This window comes from Roseomonas sp. 18066 (assembly GCF_902706185.1).
Lineage (GTDB): Bacteria > Pseudomonadota > Alphaproteobacteria > Acetobacterales > Acetobacteraceae > Pseudoroseomonas.
Window position 1 is genome coordinate 1 of record NZ_CACSJM010000134.1, and the last position, 16059, is coordinate 16059.

The 16059-nt window shown below is 70.6% G+C and carries 15 protein-coding genes; 7 read left to right on the top strand and 8 right to left on the bottom strand.

Features of this window, described 5'->3' with window-relative positions; all coding sequences use genetic code 11:
* Nucleotides 1-4: 4 nt before the first annotated feature.
* Together GVN67_RS22510 and GVN67_RS22515 are read right to left on the bottom strand one after the other, a co-directional pair.
* Nucleotides 5-2059, bottom strand: coding sequence for a bifunctional diguanylate cyclase/phosphodiesterase (locus GVN67_RS22510; RefSeq protein WP_159999577.1), 2055 nt, complete (start codon nucleotides 2057-2059; stop codon nucleotides 5-7).
* 50 nt (nucleotides 2060-2109) lie between these two features.
* Nucleotides 2110-3066 carry a LysR family transcriptional regulator gene (locus GVN67_RS22515; protein ID WP_159999578.1) on the bottom strand — a complete coding sequence of 319 codons (957 nt, stop codon included), beginning with the start codon at nucleotides 3064-3066 and terminating at the stop codon, nucleotides 2110-2112.
* A gap of 121 nt (nucleotides 3067-3187) precedes the next feature.
* On the opposite strand from GVN67_RS22515, the gene GVN67_RS22520 reads away from it, so the two are divergent.
* The 7 genes from GVN67_RS22520 to GVN67_RS22550 all read left to right on the top strand — a co-directional run bounded on the left by GVN67_RS22520 (nucleotide 3188) and on the right by GVN67_RS22550 (nucleotide 9990).
* The gene (locus GVN67_RS22520; RefSeq protein WP_159999579.1) at nucleotides 3188-4132 is read left to right on the top strand and encodes an N-carbamoyl-D-amino-acid hydrolase; all 945 of its coding nucleotides are present in this window, start codon (nucleotides 3188-3190) and stop codon (nucleotides 4130-4132) included.
* 103 nt (nucleotides 4133-4235) lie between these two features.
* The gene (locus tag GVN67_RS22525; protein ID WP_159999580.1) at nucleotides 4236-5084 is read left to right on the top strand and encodes an amino acid ABC transporter permease; all 849 of its coding nucleotides are present in this window, start codon (nucleotides 4236-4238) and stop codon (nucleotides 5082-5084) included.
* The gene (locus GVN67_RS22530; RefSeq protein WP_159999581.1) at nucleotides 5081-5860 is read left to right on the top strand and encodes an amino acid ABC transporter ATP-binding protein; all 780 of its coding nucleotides are present in this window, start codon (nucleotides 5081-5083) and stop codon (nucleotides 5858-5860) included. Before GVN67_RS22525 ends, GVN67_RS22530 begins: the two co-directional genes overlap by 4 nt.
* Before the next feature lie 13 nt (nucleotides 5861-5873).
* The gene (locus GVN67_RS22535; protein WP_159999582.1) at nucleotides 5874-6719 is read left to right on the top strand and encodes an ABC transporter substrate-binding protein; all 846 of its coding nucleotides are present in this window, start codon (nucleotides 5874-5876) and stop codon (nucleotides 6717-6719) included.
* On the top strand, nucleotides 6706-7602 hold the full coding sequence (locus GVN67_RS22540; protein ID WP_159999583.1) for a polysaccharide deacetylase: 897 nt from the start codon (nucleotides 6706-6708) through the stop codon (nucleotides 7600-7602). Before GVN67_RS22535 ends, GVN67_RS22540 begins: the two co-directional genes overlap by 14 nt.
* 79 nt (nucleotides 7603-7681) lie before the next feature.
* Nucleotides 7682-8518, top strand: a complete 837-nt coding sequence (locus GVN67_RS22545) for a transporter substrate-binding domain-containing protein (protein WP_159999584.1) — start codon at nucleotides 7682-7684, stop codon at nucleotides 8516-8518.
* 80 nt (nucleotides 8519-8598) lie between these two features.
* Complete coding sequence (locus GVN67_RS22550) at nucleotides 8599-9990, top strand: amidohydrolase family protein (RefSeq protein WP_159999585.1); 1392 nt, start codon at nucleotides 8599-8601, stop codon at nucleotides 9988-9990.
* 48 nt (nucleotides 9991-10038) lie between these two features.
* On the opposite strand, the gene GVN67_RS22555 is transcribed toward GVN67_RS22550, so the two are convergent.
* The 6 genes from GVN67_RS22555 to GVN67_RS22580 form a co-directional block, all read right to left on the bottom strand.
* On the bottom strand, nucleotides 10039-11022 hold the full coding sequence (locus tag GVN67_RS22555) for a tripartite tricarboxylate transporter substrate binding protein (RefSeq protein WP_159999586.1): 984 nt from the start codon (nucleotides 11020-11022) through the stop codon (nucleotides 10039-10041).
* A gap of 85 nt (nucleotides 11023-11107) precedes the next feature.
* The gene (locus GVN67_RS22560) at nucleotides 11108-12196 is read right to left on the bottom strand and encodes an ABC transporter ATP-binding protein (RefSeq protein WP_159999587.1); all 1089 of its coding nucleotides are present in this window, start codon (nucleotides 12194-12196) and stop codon (nucleotides 11108-11110) included.
* 22 nt (nucleotides 12197-12218) lie between these two features.
* The gene (locus GVN67_RS22565) at nucleotides 12219-13046 is read right to left on the bottom strand and encodes a carbohydrate ABC transporter permease (RefSeq protein WP_159999588.1); all 828 of its coding nucleotides are present in this window, start codon (nucleotides 13044-13046) and stop codon (nucleotides 12219-12221) included.
* A complete protein-coding gene (locus GVN67_RS22570; protein WP_235035426.1) occupies nucleotides 13043-13948 on the bottom strand; it encodes a carbohydrate ABC transporter permease in 906 nt (301 codons plus the stop codon). Before GVN67_RS22570 ends, GVN67_RS22565 begins: the two co-directional genes overlap by 4 nt.
* 38 nt (nucleotides 13949-13986) lie before the next feature.
* On the bottom strand, nucleotides 13987-15264 hold the full coding sequence (locus GVN67_RS22575) for an ABC transporter substrate-binding protein (protein WP_200845363.1): 1278 nt from the start codon (nucleotides 15262-15264) through the stop codon (nucleotides 13987-13989).
* A 263-nt stretch (nucleotides 15265-15527) separates the two neighbouring features.
* On the bottom strand, nucleotides 15528-15863 hold the full coding sequence (locus GVN67_RS22580; RefSeq protein WP_159999590.1) for a hypothetical protein: 336 nt from the start codon (nucleotides 15861-15863) through the stop codon (nucleotides 15528-15530).
* Nucleotides 15864-16059: the final 196 nt, after the last annotated feature.

Sequence of the window (16059 nt, forward strand, 5' to 3'; positions counted from 1 at the left end):
GGCCCTATTCCCCCGCCGCCCGCGCCGGCACCGGGGGAGGCGCCTGCTGGCCCGTGGGAAGGCCCGCGGATTGCGCATGGGCATGGCCGGGCGGCGGCGGATGCGCCCCCGGCGGCAGCAGGTAGAGGGCGGCGAACTGCTCCGGCGGCACCGGGCGGCCGAAATGATAGCCCTGCGCCTCGGCATAGCCTTCCTGGCGCAGGATTTCTGCCTGCTCGGCGGTTTCCACCCCTTCGGCATTGGCGCGGATGTTCAGCGTGCGGCTGAGCTGCACCACCGAGCGGATGATGGCCAGGGCGCTGGCATCCTCGGCCATGCCCTGGACGAAGCTGCGGTCGATCTTGATCTTGTCGAAGGCGAAGCGGCGCAGATAGGCCAGGCTGGTATGGCCGGCGCCGAAGTCATCCATGGCGATCCGCACCCCCAGCGCCCGCAGCCGGGCCAGCGTCGCCAGCACCTCCTCGGTGTCCTGCAGCAGCAGGCTCTCGGTGATCTCCAGCTCCAGCCGCTCCGGCGCCAGGCCGGAGGCGCGCAGCACCACCTCCACCGTGTCGCAGAAATCGCCGTGGCGGAACTGGATCGGCGAGACATTGACCGCCACCACCAGCCCGGCCGGCCAGCGCGCCGCCTGGTGGCAGGCCGCGGTCAGCACCCAGGCGCCCAGCGGCAGGATCAGCCCGGTCTCCTCCGCCAGGGCGATGAAGGTGTCGGGGGCGACCGGCCCATGCCCCGGCCGGTGCCAGCGCAGCAGCGCCTCCGCCCCCGAGACGCGGCCGCTGCGCAGGTCGATCAGCGGCTGATAGGCGACGCGGAACTGCTCCCGCGCGACGGCGCGGCGCAGGTCCTGCTCCAGCGCCCGCCGCTCCTGCAGCCGGGCATTCATCTCGGGCGCGAAGAAATGGAAGCTGCCGCGGCTGTCCTGCTTGGCCTGCACCGTGGCGACGTCGGCGTCGTGGATCAGCTCGGCCGGGCCCTGCGCCGGCCGGCTCAGCGCGATGCCGATCGAGACGCCCATGGTCAGCTGCGTGCCGTTCAGGTCGAAGGGCGGCGCCAGCAGCGACAGCAGCCGCTCCGCCAGGCTGGCGGCGCCCTCGGGCTGCGGCGCGCTGGTCTGGATGATGGCGAACTCGTCGCCGCCGAGCCGCGCCAGGCTGTCATTGGCGCGCAGCCCCTGGCCCAGCCGGCGGGCCGTCTCGCGCAGCAGCGCGTCGCCGGCGGCGTGGCCCAGCGTGTCGTTGACCTCCTTGAAGCGGTCGAGGTCGAGGCAGAGCAGCGCGACGCCGCCGCCGTCGCGGTTGGCGCGCAGCAGCTCCTCGGCCAGCTTCTCCTGGAAGGCGGCGCGGTTCGACAGGCCGGTCAGCGTGTCATGCGCGGCGAGGTAGGCGGCGCGGCTCAGCGCCTGCTCCAGCAGCCGCATCGGCAGCAGCCGCAGCAGCAGCCAGCAGACCAGCCCCAGCCCGCCGCAGAGCAGCCCGACCAGCGCCGTCTCCTGCACCAGCCCGCGGATCGAGCGGGTGACCTCGACCTCGGCCATGGCCTGGGCGTCGCCATAGACCAGGGCGCGGCGCACCAGCAGCGGCGCCTCCAGCGGCTCCGGCGGGCCGGAGCGCACCAGCACGCGGCCATCGGGGGTCAGGATGCGGCGCTGCTCCAGCCCGCCCTCGATCTCCGGGCTGCCGAGGGCCAGCTGCAGCCCCTGCAGCCCGCCGGGCTCGTAGAGCCGCCAGGACAGCCGGCTGATCTCCAGCGCCAGCCGGCCGGTGCGCCCCTCCAGCGACCCTTGGGCATGCGACAGGCCGGCGGCGAAGTAGCTGGCCGGCGGCACGATCGCCAGGGCCAGCGCCGCCAGCGCCGCCAGCACGGAGATCAGCGTGATCAGCGGCATGGCGTGGCGGTTCAGCCGTTCCATCCGCTGCTTCTGCCCGGCCAGGCCGAAGATCCCCCGTCGGGCGGGCCCGACGCCCGGCCCAACACCCGGCCCGGCCCCGGCCACGCCGCCGGGCGCGTCGCCCGTGGCGGCGGGGATCGAGGGATCGGGCGGCGCAAGGCTGGACGGCATGGCAGGCTCCCCGGGCAGCGGGCGCGCGACTCCGCCCGACAGGACCAGGGTCAAGCCTCGCGCAGATTCCTTGAGATCGGGTGAAGCGGGGCGGCGGTCGCGGGGCCGGCCGGCGGCGCCTGCATCTCCGGCTGCGCCAGCAGCGCGCGGATCTCGCGCAGCAGCGTCTCGGCCGGGCGCGACAGCGGCAGGCGGCTGGCCCAGAAGGCGCTGGCGGTGACCGGGATGGCCGGCTCGAAGGGCAGCACCGCCAGGGGCTGGCGCCGGTTGCGCGCCGAGAAAGGGTCGACCACCGCGACGCCGACGCCCGATTCGGCCAGCGCCCGCGCGGTGTCGGTGTAGCGGACCTCGACCGCCGGCTGGAACGGCTCGCGCGCCTCGGCGAAGGCCTGGCGGATCGCCTGGCCCATCCGCGTCCCGGCCTCCAGCGCGATGAAGGGCCAGGGGCGCAGCAAGGCGGGGCTGGCCACCGGCTCGCGCGCCAGCGGGTGGTCGGGGGTGCAGACGCAGACCATGCGGCTGGCCGCCAGCGGCCGCACCGTCAGCCCGGGCCGCTCCTCCAGGCTGACGCCGACGCCGAGCTCGGCCAGGCCGCTCTCGACCCCCTCCACCACCTCGTCCAGGCGGCGGACATCGAAGGTGATGCGCAGCCGCGGCTGCCGCCCCAGCATCCGCGCCAGCGCCTGGGGGATGGCGCCATGGCCCAGCGGCGGCGTCGCCAGCAGCCGCAGCCGCCCGGTCTTGTCCTGGCGCAGCTCCTGCAGCCGCGCCTCCAGCGCCGCATGCTGGGCGAAGAGCGGCTCCGATTCGGCATGGATCAGCCGCGCCGCCTCGGTCGGGAACAGCCGGTTGTTGATCCGCTCGAACAGCGGGAAGCCGAGCTGCCCCTCCAGCTGCTTCACCGCGTTGCTGACCGCCGGCTGCGACATGCCCAGCAGCCGGCCGGCGGCCATGGTGGTCTGGTGGCGGATCACCGCGCGAAGGATCTCAAGCTGGCGAAGGGTCATGATTTGGGCAGGGTATAACCAGGACAAATGGTTTCCAGCAAAATATCATCACGGACACAATTGATCTGCCCAAGGCTTGTGCGACATTCTCCGCCTCCCGAGGCCAGTCGAGGTTTTGCCCATGCCCCGTATCCTGCGTGTCGCCGCCGCCCAGATGGGGCCGAACCAGCGCGCCGACAGCCGCGCCGCCATCCTCGCCCGGATGATCGCGCTGCTGGAGCAGGCGGCCGGGCAGGGCGCCCGGCTCGTGGTCTTCCCCGAGCTCGCCTTCACCACCTTCTTCCCGCGCTGGCTGCTCGAAGGCGCTGAGCTCGAGCAGTATTACGAAGCGTCGATGCCCAACCCCGAGACCCAGGCGCTGTTCGACCGCGCGAAGGAGCTCGGCGTCGGCTTCTATGTCGGCTATGCCGAGAAGACCGCCGAGGGCCAGCATTTCAACACCGCCATCACCGTGGGCCCCGACGGTACGGTGCTGCAGAAGTACCGCAAGGTGCATCTGCCGGGCTCGGTCGAGCCGCGCGAGGGCGCCCGCTTCCAGCAGCTGGAGAAGCGCTACTTCGAATATGGCGACATGGGCTTCCCCGCCTTCTACGGCGCCGAGGCCTGGGGCGCGCCCGTCATGGGCCAGCTGATCTGCAACGACCGCCGCTGGCCCGAGGCCTGGCGCGTCTATGCGCTGCAGGGGATGGAGCTGATGGTGGTCGGCTACAACTCCGCCGCCTACGACCCGAATGGCGGCGACAGCGAGGACCAGGGGCTGCGCACCTTCCACTCGCAGCTCTCGGCCCAGTCCAACGCCTATATGAACGCCTGCTGGGCGGTCAGCGTCGCCAAGGCCGGCGACGAGGACGGCTCCGGCCTGATCGGCGGCAGCTGCATCGTCGACCCGAACGGCCGCATCGTCGTCGAGGCGAAGACGCTGGGCGACGAGGTGATCCTGGCCGATTGCGACCTGGACCTGGTGCAGCAGGGCAAGCAGAAGATGTTCAACTTTGCCGCCCATCGCCGCCCGGACATGTACGGGCTGATCACCGGCCGCACCGGCGCCGAGCCGCCCCCGCGCTGATTTTCTGGTCTCCGGGGCACGATGGGCCCCGGGGCTTCGCTTGACGATTGCCGCCCCTGCCTCCGGGGGCGGCGCATCCTTATGACGGGGGGAGCCCGCTGCCATGCCCGCGCCCAATGCCGCCGCCTCGCTGCCGGACATCGCCCATTACACCCATGTGCCGAACCGGCACTGGGGGCGCTGGCTGGCCGTCGCCATCATCATCCTGCTGATCGCGGGCCTGGCGCGCGCCTTCGCCGTCGGCCAGATCGAATGGGATTTCGTCGGCCGCTTCTTCACCGCGCCGGCCATCATGACCGGCCTGTACAACACCCTGTGGATGACCTTGGGCGCCATGGCGCTGGGCATCACGCTGGGCGTCGTCACCGCGGTGATGCGCATGTCGCCCAACCCGGTGCTGCAGGGCGTCGCCATGGGCTACACATGGCTGTTCCGCGGCACGCCGGTGATCCTGCAGCTGCTGCTGTGGTTCAACCTGGCGCTGATCTTCCCCCGCCTGGGCTTCGGCGATTTCTCCGTCCGCACCGTCGACGTGATGACGCCGGCGCTCGCCGCGCTGCTCGGCCTCGGCATCAACCAGGGCGCCTACACGTCGGAGGTCATCCGCGCCGGCATGCTCTCGGTCGATACCGGCCAGTACGAGGCGGCGAAAGCCATCGGCATGACCCGGCTGCGCGCGCTGCGCCGCATCATCTTCCCGCAGGCGATGCGCGTCGTCATTCCGCCCTTGGGCAACGAGTTCATCGGCATGGTGAAGCTGACCTCGCTGGCCAGCGTCATCCAGTTCGCCGAGATCCTGCATGCCGCGCAGAATATCTACTACGCCAATTCCCGCGTCATCGAGCTGCTGATCGTCGCCGCCATCTGGTACCTGATCATCGTCTCCATCCTGACGCCGCTGCAGATGCTGCTGGAACGCCGCTTCGCCCGCGGCGCCGGGGGTGCCCGATGAGCCCGTCCTCGACCATGCCGCTCGTCTCGATCGTCGACGTCCGCAAGAAATTCGGCGACTTCCAGGCGCTGGACAGCGTCTCCCTCGATGTCCGCGCCGGCGAGGTGCTCTGCATCATCGGCGCCTCGGGCTCCGGCAAGACCACGCTGCTGCGCTGCGTCAACCAGCTGGTGACCATCGACAGCGGCGCCATCTGGGTGGGTGGCGAGCTGACCGGCTGGCGCATCGACGGGACGAAGCTGCATGCGCTGCCGGAGAAGGAGATCGCCCGCCAGCGCCTCTCCACCGGCATGGTGTTCCAGCGCTTCAACCTGTTCCCGCACATGACCGCGCTCGAGAACATCATCGAGGGCCCGGTGCAGGTGCAGAAGCGCAACCGCGCCGAGGTGGTGCGCGAGGCGGAAGCCCTGCTGGCCCGCGTGGGCCTGGCCGACAAGGCCGGGTCCTACCCGGCCAACCTCTCCGGCGGCCAGCAGCAGCGCGTGGCCATCGCCCGCGCGCTGGCGATGAAGCCCAAGCTGATGCTCTTCGACGAGCCCACCAGCGCCCTCGACCCCGAGCTGGTCGGCGAGGTGCTGGCGGCGATGAAGGAGCTGGCGGCCTCTGGCATGACCATGATCGTCGTCACCCACGAGCTGGGCTTCGCCCGCGAGGTCGCCGACCGCGTCGTCTATATGGACCGCGGCGCCATCGTCGAGCAGGGTGCCGCCGCCGAGGTCCTGGGCAATCCGCAGGAGCCGCGGCTCCGCGCTTTTCTGTCCGCTGTTCTGTCCTGAAGGAAGTCTCCTGATGCTGAAGAAGCTGGCGCTGGCCGCCACCGCCCTTGCCCCGCTCGTCATGGGCTTCGCTGCCCCCGGGGCCGCCCAGGCCGCCGAGCTGCCGTCGCACATCCGCTCGCGCGGCGCGATCATCGCGGCGGTGGTGCCGAACTATCCGCCGCTGGAGATGCGCGACCCGCAGACCAACGCGTTGACCGGCTTCGACATCGAGCTGGGCGAGGCCCTGGCCGCCAAGCTCGGCGTCAAGATGCAGTGGCAGGAGACCAGCTTCGACCAGATGCTGGCCTCGGTCCGCACCGGCCGCGTCGACATCATCCTGTCCGGCATGTCCGACCTGAAGACCCGCCAGGACACGGCGACCTTCGTCGACTACCTGCGCTCGGGCAGCCAGTTCTTCACCCAGGCGAGCCGCGCCGCCGAGTTCCCGAACCCCGAGGCGCTTTGCGGCAAGAAGGTCGGCGCCAGCCGCCGCACCGCCCTGCCGAACGACATTAAGGGCTTCAGCGACGCCAATTGCGTGGCCAAGGGCCGCCCGGCGATCGAATACGTCCCCACCGAAGGCTCGGCCGACGCCCGCACCCAGCTGCGCCAGGGCCGCATCGACGCCGCCATGCAGGGCGGCGAGACCCTGCCCTATATCCAGGGCCTGGAGCCGAACACCTACGCCCTGGTCGGCGAGCCGGTGCGCTTCACCCTGATGGGCATCGCGACGGGCAAGGACGAGACCGGCCTGCAGCAGGCGCTGGCCGAGGCCCTGAAGGGCCTGATCGCCGACGGCACCTATGCCAAGCTGGCCGCCAAGTGGCAGCTGACCCCCAGCATGATCCCGGAAGTGCAGATCAATGGCGGCAACTGATGCGGGTCTGAAGGCGGGGCTCGACGCCCTGCCGCTGCTGCCGGCCAACCGCGCGCCGCTCGCCACGGAACACCCGTGGCCGGCGGGCGCGAAGGCGGCGATGTTCCTGTCCTTCGACGTCGATGCGGAAAGCGCCTGGACCGCCAAGGACCCGGCCCGCTACGGCGAGCTGGTCACCATGTCCTTCGGCGGCTACGAGGCGCGCGTCGGCACGCCGAAGCTGCTGCAGCTGCTGCGCGAGCTCGGGCTGAAGGCCACCTTCTTCATCACCGGCTGGTCGGTCGAGGCGCATCCGGCGATGTGCGAGGCCATCCTGAAGGACGGCCACGAGATTGGCCATCACGGCTTCCACCACGTCATGCCGCAGCCCGGCGACCCGATGCTGGTGGAGGAAGTGGATCGCGGGCTGGAGACGCTGAAGCGCCGCCTGGGCGTGGTGCCGCGCGGCTACCGCGCCCCGTCCGGCGAGTTCTGCGAGGAGCTGCGCGTCCTGCTGAAGGATCGTGGCCTGGTCTACACCTCCTCCTTCCGCGACGACGTCCGGCCGTATCGCCACCTGCTGGCGGACAACACGCCGGGCCTGGTCGAGCTGCCGGTGACCGCCTGCTACGACGACTGGCTGCTCGGCCTGTCGCAGCGCTACAGCCGCCACACGCTTCTCACCCGCGAGCAGGTCCTCTCGATCTGGACCGACGAGCTGGCAGAAATCCGCGAATGGGGCGGCATGGTCACCACCGTGCTGCACCCGCAATGCAGCGGCCGTCCGATGCGGCTGAAGCTGCTGCGCGAATTCCTGCAGCACACCCAGTCGCTGAAGGATGTCTGGATCGCGACCGGCACCGAGATCGCCGACCACTTCATCGCCTGCGAAAGCAAGGCTTGAGCGACCCGGGGCGGCCCAACGAGGCCGCCCCCATCGATAAGAACAGAAAAACACGGCGAGCTTTCTGAGGAGACTGGACTTGAACCCGATCAAGCACCTGCTGGCGGCCGGCCTCGCCGTCGCGCTCAGCGCCGCCCCTGCGATGGCCCAGGCCCTGCCGGATTCGATCCGCAGCGCCGGCTTCATCCGCGTCGGCATCGAGGCGACCTACCCGCCCATGGCCTACAAGGACCCCGCCACCAACGAGCGGCGCGGCGTCAATGTGGACCTGGTCACCGCCATCGGCCGTGACCTCGGCATCGAAATCCGCTGGGAGGAGATGTCCTTCGAGCAGATCATCAACTCGCTCACCACCGGCCGCATCGACTTCAGCGGCACCTCGATGACCGACCTGCCGGCCCGGCGCGAGAAGCTGACCTTCGTCGACTACATCACCACCGGCGGCCAGCTCTTCACCACCCAGGCGCTGGCGGCCACCATCCGCGAAGCCATCGACTTCTGCGGCAAGGCGGTCTCCACCCCGCGCTTCACCAACTACTTCCCCTCCGCCCAGGCCTGGAGCGAGAAGAACTGCACGGCCGCCGGCAAGCCCGCGATGAACGTCGTCGGCAGCAACGGCGCCACCGCGTCCCGCACCGACCTGCGCCAGGAGCGCAGCCAGGGCGCCATCCTGGGCGCGGAATTCGTGGCGCACCTGCAGATCCAGGAGCCCGGCATCTGGGCCGCGGTCGGCACGCCGATCACCAACAACCTCTCGGGTCTCGCCTTCCCGAAGGAAGCCACCACGCTGCGCGACGCCATCGCGGCCTCGCTGTCGCGGCTGATCGCCAACGGGACCTACGCGGAAATCCTGAAGAAGCACGGGATCTCCGCGCAGGCGGTCTCGGCCATCACGATCGACGCCGGACAGCCGTAAGCAAGAACAGGGGCTCCGCCCCTGACCCCGCCGGGGGGATAGTATCCCCCCGGACCCCGCCTTCAGTCAGGATACGCGCCATGCTCATCACCAACGCCGCCATCGTCACCTGCAACGACACGCGCGAAGTGACAGCACACCAGGCCATCCTGATCACCGGCAACCGAATCACCCAGATCGGCGACAGCGCCACGCTGGAAGCCCAACACCCGAACGAACAAAAGTTCGACGCGACCGGCCTGGCCGTCACCCCCGGCCTGATCAACGCCCATACCCACACCGTGCTCACCGCGCTGCGCGGCACCGTCGAGGACTGGGACGGCGACGTCATCTACGGCTACATGTCGCCCATCTCCTACGCCATGACCGACGAGGAGCGCGCGGTCATGGCCATGCTCGGCTGCCTCGAGGCCATCCGCAGCGGCAGCACCACCCTGGTCGACCCCTTCCGCCACGTCCCTTCCTACGGGAAGGCGATGGCCTCGACCGGCCTGCGCCTCTGGCTGTCGGAAAGCTGCGCCGACATCGACACCCGCAAGATCCGCCATGGCGACTACTCGGAGGACGAAGCCTTCGGCGCCCAGTTCCTCGACCGCGCCGAGGCGATGATCGAAAGCCTGCATGGCAGCCACAACGACCGCGTCCGCTGCCAGGTCGCCGCCCATGCGCCGGACAACTGCTCGCCGCGCATGCTGCGCCAGCTGCTCGACATGGCCGCCCGCCACAAGCTGACCCGCACCGTCCACCTGTCGCAAAGCCCCGGCGAGGTGAAGGCCGTCCGCGCCGCCCGCAACGCGACCTCCGCCGAATATCTCGACCGCGAGGGCTTCCTCGGCCGCGACCTCTCGGCCGCGCATTGGACCTATTGCAGCGAATCCGACATCGCGCTGCTCGCCGAGCGCGGCGTCACCATGGCGCACACGCCGGCCAGCATCAGCCGGCGGCGGGGGATGCACCAGGCGAAGCTCGGCCTGATCCGCGATGCCGGCGTGCGCGTCGCCTTCGGCAGCGACAACATGACCGAGGACATGTTCCAGGCCATGAGCATCGGCTCCATCCTGCACCGCACCGGCCGCGGCCGCGCCACCGAGGGCAGCGTCACCCCGGGCCCGCAGAAGATCCTGGATGCGGTGACGGTCGACGCCGCCGGCAGCGTTGGCGCCGAGGCCGAGATCGGCAGCATCGAGCCGGGCAAGAAGGCCGACCTGACCTTCATCGACCTGAACACGCCGGCGATGCGCCCGGTGGTGCGCCTCGTCTCCAACATCGTCCACTATGGCCATCCGGGCGTGGTGCATTCGGTGATGGTCGACGGCGACTTCGTGATGCGCGACCGCCGCGTGCTGACCGTCGACGAGCCGGCGCTGCTGGCCGAGGCCCAGGCGGTCACCGAGCGCGTCTGGGGCCGCATGATCGAGCAGAATCCGGACCTGGCGAAGACGCCGGATCCGCTGCCCTGGTTCAAGATCTAGCCTTCGCAACGCGGGGTGCGCCCATCGAGGCGCACCCCCCTGATAAAATTAATCGGCGCGGGCGCCGGAGGTTTTGACGACCTCCTGCCACATCGGGCGCTCGCGCGCGGCGCGGGTGGCGGCGTCCTCGGCCGTGGTCCACAGCGCCGTGGCGCCGCCCTGGATGAAGCGCTTCTGCATCGCCTCGTCGGTGGCGACGCGGCGCATGGCGCCGTTCAGCTTCTCGATCACCGCCGGCGGCGTGTTGGCCGGCGCCACGAAGGCGCCCCAGACGCTGACGACGAAGTTGGGCACGCCGGCCTCGACCATGGTGGGGATATTGGGCAGGGTCGGCCAGCGCTCGGCGCCGGTGACCGCCAGGCCGCGCATCCGCCCTTCCTGGATCAGCGAGATCTGCGAGGCCAGGTTGTCCAGCGCCACGTCGACATCGCCCGCCAGCAGCGCCGGCACTACCTGCGCCGCGCCGCGATAGGGGACATGGGTCGCTTTCACGCCCGTCCGCCCGAACAGCATCGCGCTGGACAGGTGGGTGGTCTGGCCGATGCCGGTGGAGGCATAGGTGATGCCGTCAGGCCGCGTCTTCGCCCAGGTCAGGAAATCCTGCAGGGTCTGCGCCTTGTTGTGGTCGGGGGCGACGACGGCGATATTGGGCGTGTCCCAGGCCAGGCCGATCGGCATGATGTCCTTCGCCGTGTCGAAGGGCATGCTCTGGAACAGGAACTGGTTGATGGCCATGATGCTGGCCGTCACCGCGCCGATCGTGTAGCCGTCGGGCTGCGCCTTGGCGACCGCGTCGGTGCCGATATTGCCGCTGGCGCCGGGCCGGTTCTCGATCACCACCGGCTGGCCGAGCGAGGCGCCCATCCGCTCCGCATAGAGCCGCGTCAGCACGTCGGTGGACCCGCCCGGCGGATAGGGCACGACCATGCGGATCGGCTTGGCCGGCCAGGCGGGCTGGGCGAGCGCCGGCCGGGCCAGCGCTCCGGCGGCGGCGGCAAGGGGCAGCGCCAGCAGGCTGCGGCGGTGGGTCATCGTCTCGTCTCTCCCGGTCTACACGCCGTCTTCGCGGCGTCGGGAGCGAGCATCGGACAGGGCGGGCGCGGCTGTCCAGCGCCCTTCAGCCGCGGCGGGGCAGGGCGGTGCCATCGACGCGGAACAGGTGGCAGGCCTCGGGCGGCAAATGCAGCCGGCCGGGGGCGCCTTCGCGGACGCGCCCGCCTTCCGGGATGCGGGCGGTCAGCAGCGTGCCGTCGGGGGCGCGCAGATAGGCCAGCTGCTCCTCGCCGAGCTCTTCCACCACCTCGATCGGGCCGGCGATGGCCGGGCCTTCGCCCTCGAGGCGCAGATGCTCGGGGCGGATGCCCAAGGTGAGCGCCTCGCCGGGCTGGGCGCTGGCGCGGTCCACCGGCACCACCAGGCTGCCACCGCCGGGAAGCGCCACGGTCACCGAGCCGCCATCGCTGGCCTCGGCATGGACGGCAAAAAAGTTCATGCGGGTGGAGCCGATGAAGCCGGCGACGAAGAGGTTGCGCGGATGGCGGTAGAGCTCCAGCGGGCTGCCCACCTGCTCGACCCGGCCGGCATTCAGCACGACGATGCGGTCGGCGAGCGTCATCGCCTCCACCTGGTCGTGGGTGACGTAGATCATGGTGGTCTTCAGCGACTGGTGGAGGCGCGCGATCTCGATCCGCATCTGCCCGCGCAGGCTGGCATCCAGGTTCGACAGCGGCTCGTCAAACAGAAAAACCTGCGGCTCGCGGATGATGGCGCGGCCGATCGCCACCCGCTGGCGCTGGCCGCCGGACAACTGCTTCGGCAGCCGGTCGAGCAGCGGCGTCAGCTCCAGGATGCGCGCCACCTCGGCCAGCTTCTCTTCCACGGCCGCGCGCTGGCTGCGCTTCGCCTGCAGGCCGAAGGCGATGTTCTGGCGGACGGTCATATGCGGGTAGAGGGCATAGGACTGGAAGACCATGGCGATGCCGCGCTCGCGCGGGGCTTTCGCCGTCATGTCCTCGCCGCCGATGCGGATGCTGCCGCCCGAGACGCTTTCCAGCCCCGCCACCAGCCGCAGCAGCGTCGACTTGCCGCAGCCGGAGGGGCCGACGAAGACGCAGAACTCGCCATCGGCGATGTCGAGGTCGACGTCGCGGATGATCTCGGCGCCGTCGAAGCGCTTGCGCAAGCCGCGCAGTTCCAGGCTGGCCATGGGGCTCGGCTCCTTCGGCAGCTCAGCCCTTCACCGCGCCGGCGGTGAGGCCCGAGACGATCTTGCGCTGGAAGGCGACGACCAGCGCGACGATGGGGATGGTGACGACGATCGAGGCGGCCATGACCAGGCCCCAGGGCAGCTCCTGCCGGCTGCCGCCGCTGAGCAGGGCGATGGCCACCGGCACGGTCCGCGTCTCCTCGGACAGGGTGAAGGTCAGGGCAAACAGAAATTCGTTCCAGCTGACGATGAAGGCCAGCAGGGCGGTCGGCGCCAGGGCTGGCCAGAGCAGCGGCAGCAGCACGCGGGTGACCACGGTCAGGGCGCTGGCGCCGTCGGCATAGGCGGCCTCTTCCAGCTCCTTCGGCAGCTCGCGCATGAAGGTGGTCAGCACCCAGATGGTGAAGGGCAGGGTGAGCATGAGGTTGGCCAGCATCAGCCCGGGCAGGGTGTCGTAGAGGCCCAAGGCCCGGATCAGCTCGAACATGCCGGACAGCACGGCGATCTGCGGGAACATCGAGACGGCCAGGATGGTCAGCAGCAGCGCGTAGCGGCCGCGGAAGCGCACCCGCCCCAGCGCATAGGCGGCGCCCACGGCCAGCACCAGCGAGACCCCCGTCACCGTCGCCGCCACCAGCACCGAGTTCAGGATGGTCCGGCCGAAATCCTGCTGGGTGAAGACCAGCTCGTAGTTGCGCGGGTCGAAGGCCTCGGGAAACATCGCCGGCACGAACAGGAAACTGCCGGCGCGGAAGGAGGTGACGAGCGCGTGGTAGAAGGGAAACAGCGCGAAGCCCGCGATCGCCAGCAGCAGCAGCGTGAAGCCGAGATGACGGATGAAAAGAGTCATCGGGCGGCCTCCCCATCCAGCTTCAGCCGGCCCAGCAGCACGACGGACAGCGTCAGCAGCGCGATCACCAGGAACAGCAGCGTCGAGGCCGCCGAGCCCTGGCCGACATCCTGGAACTCCACCAGCAGCTGCCGCGCATAGACCGACATCGACATGGTGCCGGCCGAATTGGCGGTCAGCACGTAGATCAGGTCGAAGACCCGCAGCGCGTCCAGCGCGCGGAAGATCAGCGCCACCATCAGCGCCGGGCGGATCAGCGGCAGGGTGACGCGGAAGAAGACGCGGATGGGATGGATGCCGTCGACGCGGGCGGCCTCGTAGCAGTCGGTCGGCAGCATCTGCAGGGCGGCCAGGATCAGCAGCGCCATGAAGGGCGTGGTCTTCCAGACATCGACGATGACCACGGCCCAGAGCGCGGTGTCGGCATGGGCCATCCAGGCCACCGGCGCGTCGATCAGCCCCAGCCCCATCAGCGCATGGTTGATGACGCCGAACTGGTCGTTGAGCATCCAGGACCAGATCCGCGCCGAGACGATGGTCGGGATCGCCCAGGGGATCAGCACCACCGCCCGCACCAGGCCCCGCATGGGGAAACGCGCGTTGAGGGCCAGCGCCACCACCATGCCCAGCACTGCCTCGATGCCGACCGAGACGAGGGCGAACCACAGCGTCCGCCACACCGCGTCCCACCACAGCGGATCGGCCAGCACGCCGAGCCACTCGCCCTCATAGCGTTCCAGGTAGTTGGCGAAGCCGATGAAGCGCGCCTCGGACAGGCGGCCGAGCTCGGCATCGGTCAGGCTGAACCAGATGGTGCGCGCCAGCGGCCAGCCGGCGACGGCCAGCAGCACCACCAGCGTCGGCGCCAGGAACAGCCAGGCGGCGCGAATGCGGGCCCGCACCAGCCCCGATTCGACGGGCCTGGTCCCCTGGGGTCCGCTCACCATCCGCGCCGCCCGATGCGGCGCAGGTCCTGCGCCAGGCCATCGAGGGCCGGATCGGCCGCCTGCCGCCCGGCCAGCACGTCATGCACCCGGGTCCAGAAGGCATTGGACACCCGGTTATACCGGCCCCCCGCCGCCAAAGACGGCCGCGCCACGGCACCGCTGAAAGTCGGCAGGAGGGTGCGGAAGAAAGGATTGGCGGCCAGCACCTCCGGGTCCTGGTAGAGGGCGGGCAGCGTCGGGTTGTAGGCGGCGACCACAGCGCGGCGCTTCTGCTCGGCGGCGTCGGTCAGGTACATGACCAGCGCCGCGGCCTCGGCCGGGTGGCGGGAATAGCGCGAGACGCCCAGGTTCCAGCCGCCCAGCACGCCCGTCGGCGCGTCGCCCGATTCGCGGGGCAGGGGGGCGATGCCGACCTTGCCGCGCACCGGGCTGTCGGCGCCCTCGGCCAGCGCCCAGGCATAGGGCCAGTTGCGCATGAAGACGGCGTTGCCCGATTGGAACAACCCGCGCGCCTCCTCCTCGGTGTAGGTCAGCACGCCTTCGGGGGCGATGCCGCCGATCCAGCCGCCGGCGCGGGCCAGGGCGGCGCGGGCCGCCGGATTGTCGATGGTGATGCGGGCGTCGCGGTCCAGGATGGTGCCGCCGCCCGAGCTCGCCACCCATTCCAGCGCATTGACCGTCAGCCCCTCATAGGCGCGGCCCTGGAAGACATAGCCCCAGAGCGGCTGGGCGCCCGGGGCCGCGGCGGCGCGCTCGGCCTGCTGGATGAAGGCGGCCGTCTCGGTCATCGCCTCCCAGGTCGCGGGCACCGCGCGCCCGTGCTTCTCCAGCAGGTCGCGGCGATAGAACAGAACCCCGGCATCGGTGTAGAGCGGCATGGCGATCAGCCGGCCGTCCACCGTGTTGTTAGCGATGATGGCGGGGAAGTGCCGCGCCTCGGCGCCATGGGAATAGGGCCGCAGGTCGATGAAATGGTGGCCGAGGATGCCGGGCCAGACCACGTCGATCTGGTAGATGTCGATCTGTGGCGCCGCGCCCGCCAGCATCATCTGGTACAGCGCCAGCCGCTCGCTGGCCGAATTGGGCACCGAGACGATCTTCACGCGGTGGCCCGACTCCCGCGCCCAGGCCTGCGCTCCGTCGCGGCACAGCTCCAGCTCCTGCCCCAGCGCGCCGCAGGAGATGGTGACCTCCACCGCCGCGGCCGGCCGCGGCGCCGCCGCCAGGCCGAGGCCGGCGGTCAGCAGCAGAGCGAGGCAGCGTCGGATCATCGGCGTCTCCTTCCTGGCGAGGGGATGGGGCGCCGCGGAGGCACCGGCGCCGCGCAGCCCAGGGTCCGGATGGTGAGGGCCGGATGGCGGGGGCCGGATACGGGCAAGGGGCAGTCCAGGGCTAAACGCCGTGGCCGCGCCCGGCAAGCCGCGCCGGGCCGATGGTCAAGCCATTGTGACGCTGCCCGGCGCCGCGGGGCGGGCAGCAAAAAGGGCCGGGACCCTGCGGTCCCGGCCCTGCGGCCGCGTGCCAGAAATGGCGATCAGCGGATGGTGTAGGTGCTGACCTCGCAGACATTGATGCCGCGGCGCTCGATGCGCTGGCCGCCCTGCAGGACGGTCAGGAAGTCGAAGACGCAGGCGCCGGTGCCATCATCGATGTTGATGGTCACCGACTGGCCCGGCTCGAGCACGTCGTTGCCGAGGATGTCCTCCTCCCAGCTCGAGCGCTTCGAGTTGGAGGCGTGGAAGGACACGACGGTGGTGCGCGAGGCGTTCACCAGCTGCACCCGCCGGTCGGCGGCCTCGGCCGAGGAGGGCGCCAGGCTGACGGTCGCGGCGAGGGCAATCACGGAGGCGGCAAGGAGGCGGCGAAGCATGACTCGGCTTTCCAAGGATGGGGGCCGGCATTCTGCCGCGCTTTCGCCCGGCCGTCGCTGCCTATGCGATATATTTCTGGGGCGGCAATGCATTTTTGCGACTGCGAACAACGGCTTGTGACCGGACTTGCTCACTTTTCAGACAGTCGGGCCCGGCCGGACCGGGTCCCGGCCAAGGCCGGGGGCGGCGGAGGGG